A 20759-nucleotide genomic window follows, 5' to 3' on the forward strand; every position below is an offset into this window, starting at 1 on the left:
CCGATGACCCAGCCCCCCGCCAGCCCGGCCCTGAACAAGGTCCTGCGCGGCAACCTGTGTTCGGGCTGCGGTGCCTGTGCCGCGCTGGCCCCAAAGGCGGTGGCGATGCGTATGACCCCGCCCGGCTTCCTGCGCCCGGACCAGAGCGCCCCGCTGCCCGCCGATGCCGAGGCCGCCATCGCCGCCGCCTGCCCCGGCCTTGGCCAGACGGTCGAGGCCGGCACGCGCCGCGACGATGCGCTCTGGGGCCCATGGATCGAGATGCACATGGGCCATGCCAGCGATCCCGCGCTGCGCCATGCCGGCGCCTCGGGCGGGGCGCTGTCGGGGCTGCTGGCGCATCTGCTGGCCAGCGGCGCCGTGGACGCGGTGATCGAAACCGCCGCATCCGATCAGGTGCCGGTGGCCAATGACACCGTTCTGGCCCGCAGCCGCGACGACATCCGCGCCGCCGCCGGGTCGCGCTATGCGCCGTCCGCGCCGCTGGCGGCGCTGCCCGATGCGCTGGCAGATCACCGCGCCAGCGGGCGCCGCTTTGCCTTTGTCGGCAAACCCTGCGATGTCGCGGCCCTGCGCGCGATGCAGGCTCGCGATCCCGAATTGCGCGCCGCCATCCCGGTGCTGCTGTCGTTCTTTTGCGCCGGGGTTCCGTCGCAGGACGGCGCGCGCGCCCTGCTGGCCGCGCTGGACGCCCCCGAGGACCGGGTGCGCAGCTTTCGCTATCGCGGCAACGGCTGGCCGGGCCAAGCCACGGCGCAGCTCGACGACGGCAGCACCCGCTCCATGAGCTACCATGACAGCTGGGGCGGCATCCTGTCCAAACACGTACAGCACCGCTGCAAGGTCTGCGCCGATGGCACCGGCACCGCCGCCGACATCGCCTGCGCCGATGCGTGGGAGGCGGATGCGGACGGCTATCCGCTGTTCTCCGAAGCGCCGGGACAAAGCCTGATCGTGGTGCGCAGCGACACCGGGCAGCGCCTGTTGAGCGAGGCCATTGCTGCCGGGGCCATCGCCGCCGCGCCCTTCGATGCGACGACGCTGGCCGCGATCCAGCCCGGCCAGCGCGAACGGCGCCGGGCGCTGGCGGCGCGGCTGGCAGCGCTGATGCTGGCCGGACGCCCAGCCCCCCGCTACCGGGGGCTGCGCCTTGTCGCGGCGGCGCGGCAGAACCCGCTGCGCCGGAACGCCAAGAATTTCCTCGGGATGCTGCGCCGTGCCCTGCGCGCGCGCGTGTCCTAGCGGCCCAACCAAAAGGCCGGACAACAGGCCAAGACAAGGAACGCCCATGGCCCCTCTGCGCATCACGCTCATCATGCATTCGACCCGTTCCGACAATCTTGGGGTCGGGGCCCTGACCGTGGCCGAGGTCGATATCCTGCGCCGCCTCGCGAGCGAGGCCGGGCGCACGGCCCAGATCACCATCGTCGACTTCAAGGATGCACGCACCCCCTATGTGACGGGCGATGACATCCGCATCGTCGATCTTGACCGCCGCTTCATGACCCGGCCTAGCGGCTATCTTGCGCTGGCGCGGGCGTCGGACATGGTGGTCGATATCGGCGCCGGGGACAGCTTTGCCGACATCTACGGCAGCGCGCGGCTGAAAAAGATGCTGCTGCTCAAGGCGCTGACCCATCTGGCGGGCACGCCGCTGGTGCTGGCGCCGCAAACCATCGGGCCCTTCACCGGCGGCTGGACAACGCGCGCGGCGCTGGCCTCGATCCGGCGCTCGGCGGTGGTGGCGACGCGCGATGCGCTGTCGACGCAGGCGCTGCGCGACATGGGCTTGGCCGGCGAGGCCATCGAGGCCTCGGACGTGGCGCTGCGCCTGCCCTACACACCCCCCGCCCCCCGCCCCGAGGGCGCGCCGCTGCGGGTCGGGCTGAACGTGTCGGGGTTGCTGATGGCCGGGGGCTATGCCGGGGGCGACAAGCTGGGCGGGGGCGATTACCCCGATCTGATCCGCCGCCTGATCCGCCATTTCACCCAGACCCTGCCCGGCATCGAGCTGCACCTCGTGCCCCATGTCATCGTCGCCGAAGGCCCGATGCAGGTCGAAGACGACCAGCGCGCCAGCGCCGCCCTTGCGGGGGAATTTCCCGATGTGGTGCTGGCCCCCGCCTTTGCCTCGCCCTCCGAGGCGAAAAGCTACATCGCGGGGATGGATTTCTTTGCCGGGGCGCGGATGCACGCCTGCATCGCCGCGTTTTCCTCGGGGGTGCCGGTGGTGCCCATGGCCTATAGCCGCAAGTTCGCCGGGCTGTTCGGCACGCTGGGCTATGACCGCACGGTGGATTGCACCGGCAGCAGCGCCGATGCGGTGTTTGCCGCCGTCACCCAAGGCTGGGATGCCCGCGAGACCCTTGCGCAAGACGTGGCCACGGCGCTGCCGCGCGGGCTGGCCCGGCTGGACGGCTACGAGACCGCCCTGCGCGCCCTGATCGCCCGGATTCCGGCGCGATGACGCCAACCGCCGCGATCATCATCCCCCACCACGCCGACCTCGTGCGGCTGGAGCGCTGCCTTGCGGCGCTGGCCCCCCAGCTTGGCCCCGAGATCGAGGCGGTGGTGGTGGACAACGCGCCGGCAGAGCCGCTGCCCGAGGCGCTGAGGACGCGCTTTGCCGCCCTGCGCTTTGTGGTCGAACCTGCCGCGGGGGCGGCCCATGCCCGCAATCGCGGCGTCGCCGAAACCAGCGCGCCGCTGCTGGTGTTTCTGGATTGCGACTGCCTGCCCGATCCGGGCTGGCTGCAGCGCGCCCTTGACGCGGCGCGCGCCCATCCCGGCGCGCTGGTCGGCGGGCGGGTGTCGGTCTTTGACGAAACCCCGCCGCCGCGCTCGGGGGCCGAAGCCTTCGAGGCGGTCTTTGCCTTCGACAACCGCGCCTACATCGAACGCAAGGGGTTTTCGGTGACCGCCAATCTGCTCGCCCCGCGCGCGGTCTTTGAGCGCGTGGGTGGGTTCAGGCCTGGCCTGTCCGAGGATCTGGACTGGTGCCGCAGGGCTACGGCGGCGGGCGCGCCGCTGGTCTATGACGATGGGCTGCATGTGGCGCATCCCTCCCGGTCGGACTGGCCAGCGCTGGCGCGCAAATGGCGCCGGCTGACCGACGAGGCCTGGGGATTGCAGGGGCGCGGCCTGCGGGCCCGCAGCCTTTGGGCGCTGCGCGCGCTGGCGATGCCGCTGTCGGCGCTGGCCCATCTGCCAAAGGTCTTGCGATCCTCCCGCCTGCGCAGCCCCCGCGAAAAGGCCCGCGCCACGGCGACCCTGTTCAGATTGCGAATCGCACGGGGGGTCTGGATGCTGGTCCAGGCAGGCAAGCCTGTCCGAAATCGGGAAAAGCCCTGCTAAAAATCCGAAGATCGACGGTCCCCCCGATGAACTGCTCGAATTTGACGCAGATCCGATCAATACCCTGGCGGTATCGGCGAGTTCACACCGAAATTTGAAAATTCCGAGGCCGGCGTCAACAAACGCTGGCCTGAGGGATCGTGACCTGTGCTAGGTTGGTCGCTGTAACCAGTACCGCCTGACGTCGTTCAGGCATTTTTTTGAGAGTTCGACCCTTATGAAGACAGGTCTTATTGCAATTGCGGCCGCAGCCGCGATCGCGGCTGGCAGCGCGCAGGCACTGACAACGCTTGATTTTGCAAACTACACCGCGACCGGTGGCGGCAGTGTCAGCAACTACGGGCAATTCGCCAACGTGACATTCAATTGGGCAGACATCCCTTACACCGGGTATGTCACGATCACCTCCGACAGCGCGTTCAGCCTGTATCTTTCGGATTATTCCGGTGGCACCAATACAGATGAACTGTCCGGATATGTTCTGATCAACCAGACCACATCGACCCGTCTGACCAACGACGTCACCTGGTGCGGCAAGACACGGACCGCTGAAGCCATCCGCGGCAGCTGTAACCTGATCTCCAACGATGCGAGCATTCCCTACGAAAAGATCATGCCCGACACGGTTACCGCCGCTTATAATTTGAGCGCCGGCAGCTACCTTCTGGGCGTCTACGACGGCAACGATCCCGAAGGCTCGGTGTCGTTCCAGGCCAGTGAAATCGGGTATCAGGAAATCATCTCGCCGGTGCCGCTGCCCGCAGGTGGCATGCTGCTGCTCGGCGCGCTTGGCGGCATGGCCGCGCGTCGCCGGTTCCGCAAGGCCGCCTGAACCTCTCAGCGCGCATCGCACCCGGATACAGGAAAGGGGCCATTCGGCCCCTTTTTCATGCGTTGCGGTTTTCATGGGATGCCGCCCCGCAGAGGACTAAGCACAGCGCCTCAGGGGTAATCGTTGTACCCGTATTCTTCCTCGGGGTAATTGCACTTGTTAAGAACAACACCTAAAACATTGGTATAAGATGCAATTTCGCGTTCAGACGCATCTATTTCCTTGATCGTCGTGTGTTCCGCCGCCGCGACAAGGATGACGCAATCCACATGCTGCAGAAAGCTGATGGTGTCGTCTGCGACCTGCAACGGCGGCGTATCAAACAGCATGAGCGTCGGCGCATAGGTTTTCTCGATCCTGTCCAGCGCCTCTGCGCAACGCGGCGATTGCAGCAGGTCCGACGGGTTCTGGCGCGGCCCGTCACTGCTCGCCACGGCAAAGCGGTCATTCAGCCGACAGGCGTTGGCCGACAGATCCGCGTCGCCGCGCAGCACCGCGCAGACATCCTGAGGCTGTTTCAGCCCGATCTTGCTCGCCAGGCTCGGTCGGCGCAGGTCCGCTTCGATCAGGATCGCCGAGACATCTTCGCGCCGGGTCATGCTGAACCCAAGATTGAGCGCCGTGGTGCTCTTGCCGCAGCCAGCCGTCGGCGAGGTGATCGCCAGCCGTTTCCAGCCATTGGCCCGCATCAGTTTCAAAACCCGCGTGCGCAGCACATCAAAGGCGGCAAAATCGCCTGTCTTGAGTTTGCTTTCGCCGCCGCAAAGCCGCATGCGCTCCATCAGTGCGCGGTCCGGCGTATGGCGGGGCAGCGCCTCCCAGAAAGCGGCGCCGGCCGGCTGGCGGCGGGATATGACGGGGGGCGACGCATTGCGCGAAGCGCGCGCCTTGGCAATCGCGGCCTGGATACGTTCCATGCGGGCTCCTTCAGGATTGCGGTGCGCCAAGCGCGTTGCGGGCACGGGCGATGGCCATCTCGACCGCCTCGCCAAGCGGCATGATCTGGCTGTCGACCAACCATAGCCCGCCGCCCAGCAGCAGCACGCCCGCCATGACGGCCCCCACAAGCAGCTTGCGACGCTTGCGATGATTGCGGAGTTGATCAGCGGTATGGATGTAGGGCACCGTCGCCAAGGCCTCGATGCCAAGTTTCGCAGTGATCTCGGACGGGCGCCGCACGGTGCTGTTCAACAGCTCGATCACTGCGATCAGCCCCATTCCCAGCAGCAGCCCGCCCGCCACGCCGCCTGCGGCCAGAACCTTTCGGTTCGGGCTCATCGGGTTGCGCGGAGCGATGGCCGGCTCGACAAGACTGATGCGCTGCCCCTTGGACAGAGCCTCGATCATGTCGCCGGTTTCGGCCCGCGACTGGTTTGACACCGCCCGGTTGTACTGGGCCTGCAGGTTGTCATAGTCGCGCTGCATCGCGTCGAAGGTGATGGAATTTCCCGGGGTGCGACCGATGGTGTCGGCCAAATCGTCCATCCGGGCTTCAAGCTCTTGGCGGCGGCTCTGGATATCGGCCAACTGGCTTTCGATATCGGCGAGCTGGATCTCGAACGGGCTGGGCGGGGCGGCGCCTTCCGGGGCATTTTCGCCCACCCGGTCGGCCGCGGCCTGCTGTTCCGCTACCGTTTTTTCCAGCGCCGCGATCCGCGCCTGCATCAGTTCAAGCCGTGGGTTGGTTTCGGCCAGAACCACCCGCGCACTGGCATAATCGCGCCGCAGCTGCGCGAGCTGCTGCATTTCGGCGCTAGCCGCCCCGCCGATTTCGGCGACCGGCACGCTGCCGGTGTTCTCGAACAGCTCGACCAGACGGGCGCGGCGATCCTCGAGATTTTGCTCGTCGCGGCCGAGCTGTATCAGCCGTTCCTGCAAGCCGGCCTGCTGCGAGCGGCGGAAATCCAGACTGTCGGGCAAGGCATCAAGGTTTTGCTCCTGAAACGACAGCATCCGCGCCGACAGGCTCGAAATCTCCTGCTCCAGCCGGTCGACTTCCTGGGTGAAGAATTCCAGCGTCTGTCCGGACACGGTGGTCCGCATCCGCACGTTCTCGCTCAGGATCAGCGTGACGATCTCATTGGTGACCCGCGCCACCCGTTGGGCATCGGAATCGCGAAAGCTGACATTGACCAGCATGGCGTTGCGCCCGCCCCCGGTCAGCCCGATCGAAATCCTGTCGCGCAGATCTGCAACCTTTGCCGAAGCGGGAAGCTGCGCGTCCTCTCCGGTGTAGATGGCCATCCGGTTGGCAAGCTCTAGCAGCACTTCGCGGGTCAGGATGCGCTGTTCGATGATCGAGATCTGCTCGCCAGCCGAGGTGCGCACCGTCGAGGCCGCAAGATCGTCGGGGATCTGCTCGGCCTCGACAATCAGCCGGGCGCTGGATCCATAAACCGGTGGAAGCGTTATCGCGAAATACAGCCCCAGCGAGGCCCCGAGCAAGACAAACAAAACCAGCCAGTGCAAGCGCCGTACAAAGCGGCGCAAATAGAAACTCAGGTCCATCAGTCCGCCCACTTCTCGCCGTCACGCCGCGCCGCGCCGGATTCGACCAGCGGCTGCGGCGGCAGGGTTTCCCCGCCAAAGAACATGTCATCGTCCAAAATCGTTTGCACGTTGTCACGGGTGACCGCATTCACCCCATCCGTAAAGGCATAAAGCAGCGCCATTTCAGATAGTTGATTGACCAGTCGCGGCACACCTTGGGTGACCTTGGCGATCAGGTCGATTGCCGCGTCATCAAACAGCGCGGCCTCGCCCCCAGCCAGCTCGGCGCGGTGGCGAATGTAGGCGCGCACCTCGTCGGGCGGCATCGGGCCAAGATGGGCCGACGCCACCACCCGCTGGGCGAATTGCGTCATGTCGGGGCGGCGCACCATGTCGCGCAGCTCGGGCTGACCGGCGAGGATCAACTGCAACAGCTCGTCCGGCCCGGAATTGATGTTGGTCAGCATCCGCAACTCTTCGAGCGCCTCGCGGCTGAGGTTTTGCGCTTCGTCGAAAATCAGCACCACCCGGCGCCCGGCAGCGTATTCAGCGATCAGGAAGCTTTGCAGCCGATCAAACTGGGTGACGTAGCCTTCGCCCTCTCCGAGCGCCAGCCCGAGCGCCTGCAGCACCCATTGCAGCAGCTCCCCGCGGCTGCCATGGGCATTGCTCACAAGGCCGATGGTCAGATCCGCTCCCGCCGTTTCGATCAGATGGCGCAGCAAGGTGGTCTTTCCCGCGCCCACATCGCCGGTGATCAGCGTCACCGGCGCACAGGTCATCACCCCGTATTCCAGCATCGCCCAGGCGCGGCGGTGCGCCGGTGACCAGTACATGCAGCCCGGATCTGGCGCCAACGAAAAAGGCCGGGTCTTCAGGCTGAAATGCTGAAGATAATGCTGCAAATCGCTCATCACGTCACCTGAGGTTCGGACGCACCATGATCAGCCCGTCCGCGAAGGTTTGCGGCGGGCGTGATGCCTCGCGGCGTCTTCTTAGCGGGTGGTCATCACCGAGGCAACGCGACACCCGTACTCATCACGAACCAGAGCCATCTTTGTCTCTTGGTCGCGAAATCGTTATGCCACAATGTACTGTCGTGCAGGCATTTTCTGACAGATCCGCCTAGAAAATAGCCTGTGGTGGCCTAGGCTTGGCTCGACACACCTGCGATAACTCCTGTAAATCACATTGCGGACGGCAGAAGACAAAGCCCCGCTCTTCTCCGACACTTTAGTCCGTCGCCCATTCTTTGGGGCCCATATTTCAAGATTGCTCATGACCAAAATAGTTCGCCTGATCCCAGTTCTTGGCTTGTCCATGCTCCTGCTTGCAGGTTGCCAGAGCGAAGAGGAAAAGGCCGAAGAGTTTTACCAATCCGCCCTGACCTATCTTGAACAGCAAGATGTCGAGCGCTCGCTGATCGAGCTGCGCAACGTCTTCATCCATGATGGTCATCATAAAGACGCCCGCATGCTTTATGCCCGGCTGCAACAGGAGCGGGGCAACACCACCGAGGCCTATGGTCAGTATCTGCGCCTGATCGAACAATACCCCGACATCGTCGAAGCGCGCGAGGCGCTGGCCGGCATGGCTCTGGAGCGGCGCAACTGGGACGAGGCCACGCGCCACGGCGAAGCCGCCATCGCGCTTGATCCCACCCGCATCGGCACCCGCGCCATTGCCACCGCGCTGCAGTACCGCAGCGCCACGCTGGCGCGCGACCCCGAAGCGCAGGCCACTGCCGTGTCCGCTGCCAAGGCCGTGCTGGATGAAGACCCCTCTCAGTCGGCAGCCCGCCGGGTGGTGATCGACGCGCTGCTGATGGAAAACGACGCCGAGGCGGCGCTGACACAGGTCGACAAGGTGCTGGAATACACCCCAAATTCCGGCGAATTCAACATGTTGCGCGGCCAGCTTCTGGCGCAACTGAACCGCGCCGAGGCCTTGGGGGACCAGCTGCGCAAGCTCTACGAGCTGTTCCCCGAAAACGAGGCGATCCGCGCCGACCTGATCCGCTGGTATCTCAACACGCAGGATTTCGACGGGGCCGAAGGCTTTTTGCGCTCGGAAGCGGGCGCGCCAGACGAGGATACCACCGGCAATCTGACCGTGGTCGACCTGCTGCGCCGCACCCAAGGCCCCGAGGCCGCCGCCGCCGAACTGGACAGGCTGATCGAGGCTGCGGGCGAGAGCGCCCCGGCAGATCTGTACCGCGCCATGCGCGCCTCGATTGACTTTGACAGTGGCAGCCGCGACAGCGCCATCGCCGCCATTCGCGCGGTGCTGGACGGGGCCGAGGCCAATGACCAGACCCACCGCATCCGCATCATTCTGGCACGGATGCTGGCCGTCACCGGCAACCCCGTCGGCGCGCGCGAGCAGGTTGAACAGGTGCTTGGCGAAGATCACGGCAACGTCGATGCCCTGAAAATGCGCGCCGCATGGCTGGTGGCCGATGACCGCCCGGGCGATGCGGTGATCGATCTGCGCACCGCATTGGATCAGGCCCCGCGCGACAGTTCGATCCTGATGCTGATGGCCGATGCCTTTTTGCGCGACGGGTCCGAGGCGCTGGCACAGGAACGCCTGTCGATGGCGGTGCAGGTCTCGGAAAACGGCGCGCAGGAATCCGTGACCTATGCGCGCTTCCTGATCGCGCGCAACCGGCTGCAACAGGCCGAAACCGTGCTGACCAGCGCCCGCCAGCGCGCCCCGCAGAACATCGAGGTGCTGCGCCTGCTGGGCGATATCTATCTGCGACAGCAAAAATGGCCGCAGGCGCAAGGCGTGATCGACGCGCTGCGCGACATTGCCACGCCGCAGGCGGTCGAGCTGTCCCGCGTCTATCAAAGCGGCATCCTTCTGGGGCAGAACCGCATCGACGAGGGGCTCGATTATCTGCGCGCCCAGATCGATGCCGAGAATGGCGGCAATCTTGGCGCGGTGATCCAGCTGGTGCGCACGCAGGTCATCACCGGGCGTTTCGACGAAGCCCTCGGCTTCATCGACGCGGAACTGGCCAAAACCCCCGACAGCATCCCGCTGCAGCTGCTGAACGCCAATATCTTCGCCTTGCAGGGCGATCTGACCCGGGCCGAAACCATCTACCGCGATCTGCTGTCGCGCCAGCCCGACATCGAACCGGCGATCCTGCAATTGCAGGCGCTGCTGCGCGCCACCGACCGCAGCGCCGAAGCCGAGACGCTGGTCACGGACAGCATCAAGGTGCTGCCCGGCTCGCGCCGCCTGCGGCTTCTCGAGGCACATCGTCTTGAACAAACCGAACAGTATGAGAAGGCGATCGCGCTTTACGAACAGCTTTACGAAGAACAAAGCTCGGATGTGGTGGTTGCCAACAACCTCGCCTCGATGCTGTCGAACTACCGCGACACCCCCGAGGATCTGGACCGCGCCTATGCCATCGCCCGGCGGCTGACCGGCACCCAAGTGCCGGCGTTTCGCGACACGCTGGGCTGGATCCTGTTCCTGCGCGGCGATACCGAAGCGGGCCTAGAACATCTGCAACCGGCCGCAGAGGCCATGCCCGAAGAAGCCAGCGTCATCGCTCATCTTGGGGTCGCGCTGGCCGCCGCCGGGCGCACCGACGACGCGCGGGATAGCTTGCAACGCGCGCTGGACATGGCCAAAGACACCGACGCCGTGTGGAAGACCCGCGCGATGGAGGCGCTGCAACAGCTCTAGGCCCCCCGCCCTGCTCTGCCCCTGTCCGTGCCCGCTGCCCTGTGGCACAGCGGGCACGGGCAGAAGGCCTGACATATTGACCTCATCGGCAGGACACTCATTCTGCTTTAGTCTCGCGCCCAAGCCACTCGAACAAGAAAGTTTTCCAGATGCCGATAGTTCGCGCCCTGATCGTACTGAGCCTTTCGGTGCTGGCGCTGGCCGCCCCGGCCAAGGCCCAGCAGGACAATTACGCCATCCGCCCCGGCGACACGCTGCGCGTCGAGGTGCTTGAAGACGAAAGCCTGAACCGCAACCTGCTGGTGCTGCCGGACGGGCGCGTGTCGGTGCCGATGGCCGGATCGATCCCCGCCGCCGGGCGGACCGTCACCCAGGTGCAGCGCAGCATCGCCGCCGCGCTGGCCGACAGCTTTGCCCTGGCGCCCACCGTCTATGTCGGCATCAACGCGCTGGCCGAGACCTCCGAACAAGGCTTCGAACCGCTGACTGTCTATGTGCTTGGCGAGGCGAACGCCCCCGGCCTGATCGCAATCAGGCCCGAGACAACGGTGCTGCAACTGTTCGCGCAGGCCGGCGGGTTCACCAACTTTGCCGCGCTCAAGCGCATCCAGCTGCGCCGCACCGATCCCGCCACCGGGACCGAAACCATCTACAAGCTGAATTACAAGGACATTCAGGCCGGGCGCAGCCCCAACGGGCTGGTGCGTCTGGTCGATGGCGACGTGATCGTGGTGCCCCAACGCCGCCTGTTCGAATAGGCCCTTGGCATGAAACACCCGCGTCTTTGGCGAAACGCGACAGCGCTTGCCGCCCTGTCGCTGGCCTTTGGGCTGCCGCTGGCCGCGCAGGACGCGGGCGGCGTGTTGATGCAATTTACCCTGTCGCAGCGTCTGCAAAGCCTGACCAACCCCGATCTGAACCCAGGCGAAGAAGACCAAAGCGCCTTCAGCAGCAACACCAACCTCGGGTTCAGCCTGTCCAGCGCCACCCGCACCGACGAGCTGACCCTGACGCTGGGGGGCAGCCTGCGCCATGTCGAAGCCCCGGATGCCGAGGATGATGTGTCCTTCGGCCTCAAATCGCCCTCGGCCAGCCTGAGCTATGCCCGCAGCGTCGGCACCAACAGCCTGAGCGCCGGGATCAGCCTTGCGGAATCGGATATCTCGTACCTGCAATCGGTGAGCGAAACCGACGACATCGACAACACTGACGACACCGACAGCCCGGTCATCGACATCTACGACGACTACAGCTTCGGCACCCGAACCCGGCTTGGCGCCCACGCCGGGCTGAGCTTTGGCGTGGGCGGGCCGACCGAGCTGGGGGTCTCTGTCAACGCCCGCTCCATCCGCTATTCCGACGCCGGGTCCAGCTATGACGACAGCGACAGCTACGGGCTGCGCGGCAGCTGGTCGCTGGCGCTGACCCCCGCTGTCACGCTGTCGGGCGGGCTGGGCTACAGCCAGTTCAAGGAAGACGGCAGCGCCGCGCGCGACACCTGGTCGCTGTCCAGCGCGCTGGCCTCGCAGCAGGCACATGGCACGCTGAGCGGCACATTCGGCGTGACCCGGATCGAGGAAGGCACCCGCAGCTCGGTGGGTCTGGGCTGGTCGCAGGCCCTGCCGCAAGGCGCGCTGGAGGTCACTCTTGGCCTCACCCGTCCCACCAGCGGCAACATCGGCCTGACCGGGGGGCTGTCATGGTCCCGGGATCTGCCGAACAGCCGCATCGAAACCTCGCTGCGCCATGGGTTCGCGGCCAACAGCGACGATGAGGAAACCCGCTTTACCAATGCCTCGGCCTCGCTGTCCCGCCAGCTGACGCCGCTGACAGATCTGACTCTTGGGATCGGCTATGTGCGCAACGTGGTCGAGGACAGCGACAGCACCACCAGCCAGGGCAGCTTTGATGCCGGCATCAGCCATGCTCTGGATCAGGACTGGACCCTTGGCGCTGGCTACCGCCACACCCACCGCCGCGAGGACGACGAGGACTGGGCGCAATCCGACAGCCTGTATCTCAGCATCGGCCGGGCGTTCTCGGTGCGCTACTGACCGACAAGCGCGCAGAGGCGCCCACCCCGCGAGACCGTGACCCAAGTTGCGGCGCACAGGGCGTTTGCCCCCTCGCACCAGAGGGCGCAAGCGGCTAAACTCCCCTGAAATCCGGCCTGTATCGGCTGACCCACGCCCGACACCATCCCCTTTTCGAGACGACAGAGGTTTTGCCGTGCCCAGCTCTGCCACCACCTTCGGGGCCTTGCCCGCCCGAGGCCTCAACCCTGCCGGGCTTGCCACCTTTGCCTTGCTTGTCATCGCGTCGCTGCCGGTGTTCTGGCTGGGCTTTCAATCGCTGGCCTCGGCCTGGTCGACGCCGGAATACAGCCACGGGCCGCTGATCCCGCTGATTTCGCTGTACCTGTTCCTGCGCGAATTGCGCCACGCGCCGCCGCGTGACGCGGCGGCGCCGGTGACACGCTGGCCGGGGCTTGTGGTGATCGCGCTGGGGCTGGGCATCGGCATTCTTGGCAATCTGGTGCGCATCCCCGACGTGGTGACCTATGGCTTCATCCTCTGGGTGGGCGGACTGGTGCTGACGGTGATGGGCTGGCAGCGCGGGCGCAAGCACCAGCTGCCGGTGCTGCATCTGGTGTTCATGCTGCCGCTGCCGCAGTTCCTGTACTGGCACATGACCATCGCGCTGCAGCTGATCAGCTCTGAACTGGGGGTGTGGTTCATTCGCCTTGCCCAGATCCCGGTGTTCCTTGAGGGCAACGTGATCGACCTTGGGGTCTACAAGCTACAGGTGGCCGAGGCCTGTTCCGGGCTGCGCTACCTGTTCCCGATCCTGAGCTTCAGCTACCTGACGGCGATCCTGTATCGCGGCCCGTTCTGGCACAAGGCGCTGCTGTTCCTCACGGCGGCGCCGCTGACGGTGTTCATGAACGCCTTTCGCATCGGGGTGATCGGCATTCTGGTCAATCATTTCGGCATCGCACAGGCCGAAGGCTTCCTGCATGTCTTTGAGGGCTGGGTGATCTTTGGCGCCTGCGTGGCGCTGCTGTTCCTGCTGGCGGTGATCCTGCAACACACCACCCGCAACCCCAAGACGCTGGCCGACACCATCGATCTGGATTTCGACGGGCTTGGCGGAGAGGCCGCCCGTGTGCTGCGCATCCCGCTGAGCAAGGGGCTGGTGGCGGCAACGCTGCTGTCGGTGGCCATCGCGGGCAGCTGGCTGCTGGCCCCCACCCCCGAGCGCGAGCGCATCGTGCGGGAAAACTTTGTCCATTTCCCCCGCGCCATCGGGGATTGGCAGGGGCTGTTCTCATCGCTCGATCAGGAAACGCGCGATGTGCTCAAGGCCTCTGATTACATCAACGTCACCTATTCGTCGCCAGACGTGGCGCAGCCGGTGAATTTCTTTGCCGCCTATTACACCACCCAGACCGAAGGCGCGGGCATCCATTCCCCCGAGGTCTGCCTGCCGGTCGGCGGCTGGGAGATGTTCTCGCTGGACACGGTGCCGGTGAGCATGCCGGGCACCCCCTATGGCGATTTCATGGTCAACCGCGCGGTGATCCAGAAGGGGCTGACGAAACAGATGGTCTATTACTGGTTCGAACAGCGCGGCCAGCGGATGACCAATGATTACGCGGTCAAGGCCAGCGTGGTCTGGGACGGGCTGACGCGCGGGCGGGCCGATGGCGCGCTGGTGCGGTTTGTCACCCCCATGGCTCGCGGCGAGTCCGACGCCTCGGCCGAGGCACGCCTGCAGGGCTTCATGGCCGAGCTGCTGCCGGGCTTGCCGCGCTACATCCCCGAATGACATGACCCGCCGCCCCCCCGCGACAGGCCCGGCCCGCATGCGCGCGGCGCGCGGGGTCTGGATCGGCCTTGCCGCCGTCTTCGTGCTGGTCGAGGCAACGCTGACGGGGGCGGATGCCGGGCTGTGGGGCAGCCCGCTGTGGCGTCCTCTGGCCTATCAATACGGCGGGTTCTGGGCCGGGCTGCTGCACGGCTGGCAGGCCAATTATCCCATGCAGCCGCTGGCGATGTTCGTGACCTACCCGTGCCTGCACGCCGGCTGGCAGCATCTGCTTGGCAATCTGCTGGTGTTCGGCTGGCTGGGCGAGCAGCTCGGGCGCAGCTTTGGCGCGGCGCGGCTGGCGGCCCTGCTGGCGATCTCGGCGCTTGGCGGCGGGCTGGCCTTTGGCCTGCTGGCCACGAGCCCGCGCCCGATGGTGGGCGCCTCGGGCGCAATCCTCGGGATGGTTGCCGCCTGGATCGCCGCCGAAGCCCACCAGATGGCGCGTGACGGCCAGCCCCGCGCCCGCATCCTGCGCATGTGCGCCAGCCGCAGCGCTGCGGTGCTGGCGCTGAACCTTGTCGCCACCTGGTTCGAGGCGGGCGGCCTGGCCTGGGAAACCCATCTGGGCGGCTTTGTTGCCGCTGCGCTGGCGCTTACGGTGCTAAGGCCCCTGCCCTAGCGCCCCGTGCAGCGGCACACCACCGCCACCGTCGCGGCCAGCAGCGCCAGATCCTGACGCAGCGACAGCCGCCGGTGGTACAGCGTGTCGAAACTGGCGCGGGCGGCAAAGCTGCTTTGATTGCGGGCCGCGACCTGCCACAGGCCGGTGACGCCGGGGCGCAGGCGGTAATAGGCGCGCCCCTGATACAACGCGCGCTGGCTGTCCATCATCGGGCGCGGGCCGACAAGGCTCATGTCGCCGCGCAGCACGTTCCACAGCTGCGGCAATTCATCCATCGAGGTCTTGCGGATGATCCGCCCGACCGCGGTGATGCGCGGATCATGGCTCAGCTTCTGGCTATGTTCCCATTCCGCCCGCGCCTCGGCATTGGCGGCAAGATGCTCGGCCAGCAGCCGGTCAGCATCGGGCTGCATCGAGCGCAGCTTCCACATCCGATACAGCCGCCCCCCCTGCCCGACCCGCAACTGCGTGTAGAACGGCGAGCCGCCATCGCAGGACACCGCGATCATCAGCGGCAGCAGCACAATCAGAATTGCCGGAGCCGCCAGCAGCACGAGGCAAAGATCCAGCGCCCGTTTTCCGCCCCTGCGGTAAATGCCGCCGCGCCGTAGATCTGTGGTCGCCGGGGCGAGCCCCGGCGTGTCGCATTCCATCGCCATGCCAGTACACTCCTGCAATGCAAGGTTGTTGCGGGCAAAAACCCAAAATCGTCAACACGGGGGAAATCGCGGCTTCAGCTGTCCTGAGGCTTCGAGCGGTAACAGATCACCATGACCGCCACCACTGCCGGCCACACCGTGCACAGCAGATATCCCCCAAACAGATGCAGCAAACTTTTCGCACCCCTGGTGCGATGCTCCCGAAAGGTCAGGAACAACGCCGAAAATGTCACAATCGCGTATAACACTAGGAAAATATTCCAGATTTCCAAGTTTCGCCCGCCTTTTGTGCCGTCCTCAGCCCGGTAAAATTCGCCCGGCCATGGTGCCACCCGAACTGTCGTCCAAGAATACACCCATGACGAGAGCTAGCGGAGCCGCCCGATCCAAATCAACCCAAATTGAGGATATTCTGCATCTGCAGCATTGTAGACACAGAAGGGACAATCTCCTGCGCACAACTACTAGGAGAATCCTAAAAAACAGGCATTCGCACAACAGCCCCCTTGACAGTCGGCTTCAGGGGGTCGATGCGTGCGGGTCCGACGACTTCTGCGGCACGGTGCCGGTCTTGCCGGGATGCAACTTGTCGAAGACACGGTCATACGCGGCCAGCAAATGTGGGGCCGATGCGCTCCACGACAGCGATTCCAGCATCCGCTCCCGGCCCTTGCGGCCCAGTTCGGCGGCCATCTCCGGGTCTTCGATCAGCCGGGCCAGCTGGCGGGCGAAATCGCGCGGATCATTGGCCTTGGCATACAGCGCCGCATCCGCGGCACTGGCGCGCCCCTCGGTCAGATCGAACTGCACCAGCGGCTTTTCGAGGGTCATGTATTCCATGACCTTGTTCATCGTCGAGATGTCGTTCATCGCGTTCTTGGGATCGGGCGCGACGCCGATGTCGATTTCATTGAGGATCGCCAGCAGACCTTTGCCATGGTGCGCCCCGGCAAAAGTCACCCGGTCGCTCAGCCCGCGCGCCGCCACATCCGCCTGAACCGTGCCCACATGCGGCCCGAAGCCCACGATCACCAGCCGCACGTCGTTATGGCCCATCTCGCGACCAAGAATGTCCAGCGCCTCGATCAGCAGGTCCATGCCCTCTTGCTGGCCGATCACACCGACATAGCCCAGCACCGTCTTGGCGCCCTGCCGGATGCTGACATCGCCCGGCCCGGGCAGGAACTTGTCGATGCGCGGCGCCGAGCGCACGGTGAACACGTCCTCGGGAGGCATGCGACCGCGGGTGATGGCGATCTGGCGAAAGCTCTCGTTGGTCGAAATCGACACGTCGGCCACGGCAAAGGTCAGCCGTTCGAACAACAGCATCACCCGCCACAGCAGCCCGCGGCGGCCGAACTTGGCCTCGAACAGTTCGGGGCAGACATCGTGGTGGTCGAACAGGTAGCGGACGCCGGACATCTTGTAGCGCAGCGCCAGAAGGAAGATCAGGTCCGGCGGGTTACAGCCGTGGATCACGTCGAAGCCACGCTCACGCCGGATCACGCGCGCCAGCCGGAACCAGTAGCGGATCGCCAGAAGATATTCGCGGGCATAGGCGATTGCGCCGGAATGGGCCTCGGGCAGCTCGGGGTGACGGTAGATATGCACCCCTTCGATCTCTTCGTAGGGCGCATCCCAGCCGCGCCCCTGCGGGCAGATCACCGAGACCTCGTAGCCGGCCTGAACCAGCGTTGTCGCCTCGAGCCAGACCCGACGGTCAAGCGGCACTGGCAGGTTTTCGACGACGATGAGAACGCGGCGGGGCATCAGCTGACGCAGACCGGTTTGCGCATCGGGGGGACCCTGGAGGGATGCATCTTGCGATATGCACCAAGGCAGAGACGTGTATTGATGCCGCTGGATGTCATTCTACAGTGTCTTCCCCCGGGATATTCCATTTTCAAGACGCCCGGCCGGGAACGCGGGATCGTCTCTATTTTGAGCGATTGCTAAAACGTTATTATCCACAGACCAAGGCCGGAACAAGCAGGTTATGCTCTCAAAACTGGTTGCTTTTGCAAAATCACACCCCTCTGAGCTGTAACAGCAACATCCGGGTCAACCAAAAGATTACATCTTCGAGGCGCAGCACGCCGCAGCGCTATCAGCCGCGCCCTGCCTGAAACTCCGCACGGGATATGATAGCCGAATGGTACCTATCGGATATTCGGCAGGTATCCAGATGATATCCGGAAGCTACCAGATATCGAAAAGATACCAGATAGCTACTGGCTACCTGATGGATACCATCGTGGTAGCGGGCAGTGTGCAGCAAGACCACAGCTACCAGATAGCTAACCGATAGCTCATGACGCATCGGGCCGGATCGGCTATCCTTGCGCCACAATCATAAAAACCACATCCATGAGGGAGCAGTTCTCATGCCGGTCATTTCCTTCGCCAACCCCAAGGGCGGGGCGGGCAAGACCACCACCGCGCTTCTTCTCGCGCTCGAGCTTGCCGAACGCGGGGCGCAGGTCTGTGTCATCGACGCCGATCCCGAACGCTGGATCTCGCAATGGGGCGGGCTGCCGGGCAAGCCCGACGGCATCACCATCCTTGGCGACATCACCGAGGACAGCATCGTCGAGCGCATCGACGAGGCGGCGCAGGGCGCGCAGTTCGTCATCGTCGATCTTGAGGGCACCGCCAGCCTGATGGTCGCCAATGCCATCGGCATGTCCGACCTCGTGGTGATCCCGCTGCAAGGCTCGTCGATGGATGCCAAGGGCGGCGCCAAGACCATCCGCCTGATCCGCAACCAGGAACGCATGGCGCGCCGCAGCATTCCACATGCGGTGGCGCTGACGCGCACCTCTGCCGCGGTCACCTCGCGGGCGATGAAGAACGTGCAGGCCCAGCTGTCGCAGGCCGGGATCGAGGTCTTCGCCACGCCCATCGTCGAGCGCGCCGCCTTTCGCGATCTGTTCGACTATGGCGGCACGCTCGGGGCGCTCGATCCGGCGCTGGTCAGCAATGTTGCAAAGGCGCAGGCCAACGCCCGCGCCTTTGCCGGCGAGGTGCTGGCGCGGCTCAAGGCCGTCCGCATGGCGGAGGTGGGCTGATGAGCGGACAGGCAGACAAGGCACCGGGCCGCGCCAATCTCGGTTTCGCAGGGGGGTTTGACGACGAGCTCGACCGTTTCGATCCGGCAGAATGGAGCGCGCCGCGCCAACCCCGCCCGAAACCGGCCCCCGAAACCCAGGCAGCCTCGCGCCAGCTGGCCGAAGCGACGGGCTTCCGCTCCCGCGAGCCGGGGGCAGGGGAGGGGGATTCCAGACGCAAGGCGGCCCCGAAACCGGACACAGACCCCACCACAGAATCCAAGCCCGCGCCGCGCCCACAGCGCCGCCGCCGCACCGGACGCAACGCGCAATTCAACATCAAGGCCAGACCCGAGACCATCGAGGCCTTCTGTGCCGTCGCCGACGCCCACGGCTGGGGTCTCGGCGAGACGCTGGAACACGCGGTGACGCTTCTGGCGGCGGATCTCGAGGCGCGCGGCAAGCGCCGGGGCTGACCGGCGATCCCGTCTGCGCCTGCGATGCCGCGTTCCCTGCCGGGCGCGGCCTCCGTCGTTTTCCGAGTCGTTTCACAGCCTTGCGAGGCAGGGGATTTGCCCTGCGACAGGCCATCTGGCGGCGCGAGGGGTGTTATATATGGGTTAAATAAGGTGTTACGCCCGTTTTGAGGCCTGTTTTTAGCTTATATTTCAACGACTTGCAGACATCCCCCGTGTGTAAAGTGGTGATTCGGCGTGTGTAAAGTGGTGATTCGCCGTGTGCAAAGTGGTGATTCTACTTCGATTCGCAACTCATGCGGGAAAACCGACTCCGCTGTCCTGAAACTCTGGTCATTCCGCCTTTGGCTTTACCGTTTCGGAGCCGATTGCGTGTGTGAAGTGTCGAAGCGACTGTGTGCGAAGTGTCGTTTCCAAGCTGGACGTGTGTGAAGTGTCGTTGTAGGGTCGAACGTGTGTGAAGTGTCGAAGCGAGGGCCCGAGAATGACGATTGCATCGCCGCTGCTGCCGGACCGCCACCCGCAGGGCGACTTCTTCGTCTGCGACATCCTCGATGCCGCGCCCAAGGGCGACATTGGCTCGATGGAACACCCGATCTTCTCGCTCAGCACCAAGCCCGACACGAGGCCGCGCAAATACGAGCACAACGGCATCACCGTCGAGATCAAGCCATCCATCGACGGGCTGGCCACGGTGCATGACCGGGATGTGCTGATCTACTGCATCTCGGCGCTGATCAAGGGCATGAACGACGGCAAGGAGCCGCAGCAGGTGATCCGCTTTCAGGCCGCCGACCTGCTCAAGGCCACCAACCGCATGACCACCGGGCGCGGCTACACCCTGCTGAAAGCGGCGATGGAACGGCTCGCGGGCACGCGGATCTCGACCAATATCAGCACCGGCGGGCAGGAGGTCTTCGAGACCTTCGGCCTGATCGAACGCGCCAAGATCGTGCGCGAAACCCGCGACGGGCGCATGCAGGAGGTCGAGGTCAAGCTGTCGGACTGGGTGTTCAACGCCATCCGCGCGCAAGAGGTGCTGACGCTGTCGCGCGAATATTTCCGCCTGCGCAAGCCGCTGGAACGGCGCATCTACGAACTGGCGCGCAAGCATTGCGGGCGGCAGCGCGAATGGCGGGTCAGCCTTGCGGTGCTGCAGAAGAAATGCGGATCGGGCTCGACCTTGCGCGAATTCCGCCGCCTCGTGGCGGCGATCGCCGACGAGGACGAGAAATTCAGCCACATGCCCGATTACGAAATCCGCATCGACGATGAAAAGGATCATCTGGTGGCGCGCTCGCGCGGCACGGTGGGGCCGGATTACGCCGAGGCGATCAGCATCCCGGCGCTGGACCCGGATGTCTATGACATGGCGCGCGCCGCCGCGCCGGGCTGGGACGTGCGGATGATCGAGGCCGAATGGCGCGACTGGGCGACCGATTGCCCGCGCAATCCGGAGATGGCCTTTCTGGGCTTTTGTCGAAAATGGGCGGAAAGACGCGGCGCACCCTGATCCGATGCACAGGAATTGGGCAGGGCGCTCTTACGGGGCCCCTCGATCGGGATGACGTCCGCCGTGTCTTGAGGCGGTCTTCAAAGGGTTCTACACCGGGCCAAGGCACTTGAGAGGAATACCGAGATGAAGATCGCCGTTGCCGGCCTGGGCTACGTGGGCCTGTCGAATGCCGTGCTGCTTGCGCAGAA

The 20759-nt window shown here is 65.2% G+C and carries 17 protein-coding genes; 12 read left to right on the forward strand and 5 right to left on the reverse strand.

Annotated elements, in window-relative coordinates; all coding sequences use genetic code 11:
* The first annotated feature begins 3 nt into the window (after positions 1-3).
* From Q4543_RS15890 to Q4543_RS15905, 4 genes are all read left to right on the forward strand, one after another.
* Positions 4-1242, forward strand: coding sequence for a Coenzyme F420 hydrogenase/dehydrogenase, beta subunit C-terminal domain (locus tag Q4543_RS15890; protein WP_303439716.1), 1239 nt, complete (start codon positions 4-6; stop codon positions 1240-1242).
* Between the two features lie 46 nt (positions 1243-1288).
* On the forward strand, positions 1289-2467 hold the full coding sequence (locus Q4543_RS15895; protein ID WP_303439719.1) for a polysaccharide pyruvyl transferase family protein: 1179 nt from the start codon (positions 1289-1291) through the stop codon (positions 2465-2467).
* Positions 2464-3354 (forward strand): glycosyltransferase family 2 protein, encoded by an 891-nt coding sequence (locus tag Q4543_RS15900; protein WP_303439722.1) that lies wholly within the window; start codon positions 2464-2466, stop codon positions 3352-3354. The genes Q4543_RS15895 and Q4543_RS15900 overlap by 4 nt, the downstream gene beginning before the upstream one ends.
* Positions 3355-3571: 217 nt before the next feature.
* Complete coding sequence (locus tag Q4543_RS15905; protein WP_216002580.1) at positions 3572-4186, forward strand: VPLPA-CTERM sorting domain-containing protein; 615 nt, start codon at positions 3572-3574, stop codon at positions 4184-4186.
* Positions 4187-4296: 110 nt separating this feature from the next.
* On the opposite strand, the gene Q4543_RS15910 is transcribed toward Q4543_RS15905, so the two are convergent.
* From Q4543_RS15910 to Q4543_RS15920, 3 genes are read right to left on the reverse strand one after another with little or no spacing between them, the layout of a single operon-like run.
* Positions 4297-5103: a CpsD/CapB family tyrosine-protein kinase gene (locus tag Q4543_RS15910; protein ID WP_303439732.1), complete on the reverse strand. Its 807-nt coding sequence runs from the start codon at positions 5101-5103 to the stop codon at positions 4297-4299.
* A gap of 10 nt (positions 5104-5113) precedes the next feature.
* Positions 5114-6694: a Wzz/FepE/Etk N-terminal domain-containing protein gene (locus Q4543_RS15915; RefSeq protein ID WP_303439734.1), complete on the reverse strand. Its 1581-nt coding sequence runs from the start codon at positions 6692-6694 to the stop codon at positions 5114-5116.
* Positions 6694-7590: an ExeA family protein gene (locus Q4543_RS15920; protein ID WP_303439736.1), complete on the reverse strand. Its 897-nt coding sequence runs from the start codon at positions 7588-7590 to the stop codon at positions 6694-6696. The genes Q4543_RS15915 and Q4543_RS15920 overlap by 1 nt, the downstream gene beginning before the upstream one ends.
* Before the next feature lie 406 nt (positions 7591-7996).
* Here Q4543_RS15920 and Q4543_RS15925 point away from each other — a divergent pair, with 406 nt between their 5' ends.
* The 5 genes from Q4543_RS15925 (at position 7997) to Q4543_RS15945 (ending at position 14870) form a co-directional block, all read left to right on the forward strand.
* Positions 7997-10381: a tetratricopeptide repeat protein gene (locus Q4543_RS15925; RefSeq protein ID WP_303439738.1), complete on the forward strand. Its 2385-nt coding sequence runs from the start codon at positions 7997-7999 to the stop codon at positions 10379-10381.
* A 149-nt stretch (positions 10382-10530) separates the two neighbouring features.
* Positions 10531-11139: a polysaccharide biosynthesis/export family protein gene (locus Q4543_RS15930; RefSeq protein WP_303439739.1), complete on the forward strand. Its 609-nt coding sequence runs from the start codon at positions 10531-10533 to the stop codon at positions 11137-11139.
* A 9-nt stretch (positions 11140-11148) separates the two neighbouring features.
* On the forward strand, positions 11149-12435 hold the full coding sequence (locus Q4543_RS15935; protein WP_303439740.1) for an outer membrane beta-barrel protein: 1287 nt from the start codon (positions 11149-11151) through the stop codon (positions 12433-12435).
* 175 nt (positions 12436-12610) lie between these two features.
* Positions 12611-14209 carry a VPLPA-CTERM-specific exosortase XrtD gene (xrtD, locus tag Q4543_RS15940; RefSeq protein WP_303439742.1) on the forward strand — a complete coding sequence of 533 codons (1599 nt, stop codon included), beginning with the start codon at positions 12611-12613 and terminating at the stop codon, positions 14207-14209.
* A gap of 1 nt (position 14210) precedes the next feature.
* A complete protein-coding gene (locus tag Q4543_RS15945; RefSeq protein ID WP_303439744.1) occupies positions 14211-14870 on the forward strand; it encodes a rhomboid family intramembrane serine protease in 660 nt (219 codons plus the stop codon).
* Here the strand turns inward: Q4543_RS15945 and Q4543_RS15950 are convergent.
* Positions 14867-15532, reverse strand: coding sequence for a sugar transferase (locus Q4543_RS15950; RefSeq protein WP_303439746.1), 666 nt, complete (start codon positions 15530-15532; stop codon positions 14867-14869). The two genes, Q4543_RS15945 and Q4543_RS15950, sit on opposite strands and share 4 nt — an antisense overlap.
* Before the next feature lie 519 nt (positions 15533-16051).
* Positions 16052-17302: a glycosyltransferase family 4 protein gene (locus Q4543_RS15955; RefSeq protein ID WP_303439748.1), complete on the reverse strand. Its 1251-nt coding sequence runs from the start codon at positions 17300-17302 to the stop codon at positions 16052-16054.
* Positions 17303-17916: 614 nt separating this feature from the next.
* Between Q4543_RS15955 and Q4543_RS15960 the strand changes: the two genes are divergently transcribed.
* From Q4543_RS15960 to Q4543_RS15970, 3 genes are all read left to right on the forward strand, one after another.
* Positions 17917-18600, forward strand: coding sequence for a ParA family protein (locus Q4543_RS15960; protein ID WP_303439749.1), 684 nt, complete (start codon positions 17917-17919; stop codon positions 18598-18600).
* Complete coding sequence (locus Q4543_RS15965) at positions 18600-19055, forward strand: hypothetical protein (RefSeq protein WP_303439751.1); 456 nt, start codon at positions 18600-18602, stop codon at positions 19053-19055. The genes Q4543_RS15960 and Q4543_RS15965 overlap by 1 nt, the downstream gene beginning before the upstream one ends.
* A 484-nt stretch (positions 19056-19539) precedes the next feature.
* Positions 19540-20568 carry a replication initiator protein A gene (locus Q4543_RS15970; protein WP_303439753.1) on the forward strand — a complete coding sequence of 343 codons (1029 nt, stop codon included), beginning with the start codon at positions 19540-19542 and terminating at the stop codon, positions 20566-20568.
* Positions 20569-20759: the final 191 nt, after the last annotated feature.

Origin of the sequence: Salipiger sp. 1_MG-2023 (genome assembly GCF_030547555.1) — a bacterium.
Taxonomy (GTDB): Bacteria; Pseudomonadota; Alphaproteobacteria; order Rhodobacterales; family Rhodobacteraceae; genus Salipiger.

Excerpts from the sequence above, each read along its gene's own strand:
- Q4543_RS15935 (WP_303439740.1), top strand. The coding sequence starts at position 11,149 with ATGAAACACCCGCGTCTTTGGCGAAACGCGACAGCGCTTGCCGCCCTG.
- Q4543_RS15915 (WP_303439734.1), bottom strand. The coding sequence starts at position 6,694 with ATGGACCTGAGTTTCTATTTGCGCCGCTTTGTACGGCGCTTGCACTGG.
- Q4543_RS15965 (WP_303439751.1), top strand. The coding sequence starts at position 18,600 with ATGAGCGGACAGGCAGACAAGGCACCGGGCCGCGCCAATCTCGGTTTC.
- Q4543_RS15930 (WP_303439739.1), top strand. The coding sequence starts at position 10,531 with ATGCCGATAGTTCGCGCCCTGATCGTACTGAGCCTTTCGGTGCTGGCG.
- Q4543_RS15920 (WP_303439736.1), bottom strand. The coding sequence starts at position 7,590 with ATGAGCGATTTGCAGCATTATCTTCAGCATTTCAGCCTGAAGACCCGG.
- Q4543_RS15910 (WP_303439732.1), bottom strand. The coding sequence starts at position 5,103 with ATGGAACGTATCCAGGCCGCGATTGCCAAGGCGCGCGCTTCGCGCAAT.
- Q4543_RS15890 (WP_303439716.1), top strand. The coding sequence starts at position 4 with ATGACCCAGCCCCCCGCCAGCCCGGCCCTGAACAAGGTCCTGCGCGGC.
- Q4543_RS15950 (WP_303439746.1), bottom strand. The coding sequence starts at position 15,532 with ATGGCGATGGAATGCGACACGCCGGGGCTCGCCCCGGCGACCACAGAT.
- Q4543_RS15970 (WP_303439753.1), top strand. The coding sequence starts at position 19,540 with ATGACGATTGCATCGCCGCTGCTGCCGGACCGCCACCCGCAGGGCGAC.
- Q4543_RS15905 (WP_216002580.1), top strand. The coding sequence starts at position 3,572 with ATGAAGACAGGTCTTATTGCAATTGCGGCCGCAGCCGCGATCGCGGCT.
- Q4543_RS15925 (WP_303439738.1), top strand. The coding sequence starts at position 7,997 with ATGCTCCTGCTTGCAGGTTGCCAGAGCGAAGAGGAAAAGGCCGAAGAG.
- Q4543_RS15900 (WP_303439722.1), top strand. The coding sequence starts at position 2,464 with ATGACGCCAACCGCCGCGATCATCATCCCCCACCACGCCGACCTCGTG.
- Q4543_RS15945 (WP_303439744.1), top strand. The coding sequence starts at position 14,211 with ATGACCCGCCGCCCCCCCGCGACAGGCCCGGCCCGCATGCGCGCGGCG.
- Q4543_RS15955 (WP_303439748.1), bottom strand. The coding sequence starts at position 17,302 with ATGCCCCGCCGCGTTCTCATCGTCGTCGAAAACCTGCCAGTGCCGCTT.
- Q4543_RS15895 (WP_303439719.1), top strand. The coding sequence starts at position 1,289 with ATGGCCCCTCTGCGCATCACGCTCATCATGCATTCGACCCGTTCCGAC.
- Q4543_RS15960 (WP_303439749.1), top strand. The coding sequence starts at position 17,917 with ATGCCGGTCATTTCCTTCGCCAACCCCAAGGGCGGGGCGGGCAAGACC.